Source organism: Rhizobacter sp. P3_B12 (genome assembly GCF_056402895.1).
The window spans coordinates 1-988 of sequence record NZ_JBFUGN010001497.1; the positions used below are offsets into that span (position 1 = coordinate 1).

A 988-nucleotide genomic window follows, 5' to 3' on the forward strand; every position below is an offset into this window, starting at 1 on the left:
CAGCGTGACGCCGCCATAACCCTGGCGCGAGAAGCTGCGCACGGATTCGAAGTGATCCAGCTCCTGCAGCCGGCGCTCGATGCGGTTGAGCACCTGGTCCTGCACGTCCTGCGCGGTGGCGCCGGGCCACACGACGATGGCCGTCATCTGCGGCACGTCGAAGTTGGGGTCCTCCAGGCGGCCCAGCCGGTTGAAGGACAGGACGCCGACGATGAGCGTCGCGATGATCAGGAACAGCACCATCGGCTGGTGCGTGACGGCCCATTCCGAGAGATTGAAGCGCTTCATGACTGCCCTTGCGAGCCGCTGCTGGCGACGGGGGCGGGCCCGGCTTCGGGCGAACGTTCGACGGCCCGCACCTTGATGCCGGCATCGAGCTTCTGGGCACCGACGCTGACCACGCGGCTGCCGGTGGCCAGGCCGGTGACGCGCACCGATGCGTCGTCCATGCCGACCACCTGCACGGGCTGGAACGCCAGGCCCGAGCCCTGGGCATCCAGCACCCAGACGCCCGCAGAGCCGCTGGCCTTCACCAGCGCAGTGACCGGCAGGGCGACCGTCGCCGCACCCGCGGTCGGGTCGGACAGGTTCAGCTGCATGGTGCTGCCCAATGGCAGCGCCGCCACCTGCGCGCGCGATTCGGGGGTCGCGGCATAGCGCACGCGGAAGGTGCGGCCCTGCGCGCTGGCCAGTGGCGAGAGTTCGCGCAGCACCAGCCGCAGCGGCGCCTTGGCGTCTTGCGCCGCGCCCTGCCAGGGCGTGGCCACGGCGGCGAGGGTCCGCGCCCGGCCCACCCATTCCTCCGGCAGGTCGGCGACGATCTCGCGCTCCCCGTCACGGGCCAGCGACAGCACGGGCTGGCCCTCGGCGACCACCTGGCCGCGCTCGAAGCGCAGCGCCGTCACCACGCCGGCATAGGGCGCCACCAGCGTCGCATAGCCTTCGCGGTTGCGCGCCAGGTCGAGYTGGCGGCGGGCCTGGTCCAGGC

The 988-nt window shown here is 72.2% G+C and carries 2 protein-coding genes; both read right to left on the minus strand.

Features of this window, described 5'->3' with window-relative positions:
• On the minus strand, positions 1–288 hold a 288-nt coding region (locus AC1D01_RS36410), incomplete at its 3' end, for an efflux RND transporter permease subunit (RefSeq protein ID WP_477874637.1).
• The coding region (locus tag AC1D01_RS36415) for an efflux RND transporter periplasmic adaptor subunit (protein WP_477874639.1) at positions 285–988 on the minus strand (704 nt) is incomplete at its 5' end. The genes AC1D01_RS36410 and AC1D01_RS36415, both read right to left, overlap by 4 nt.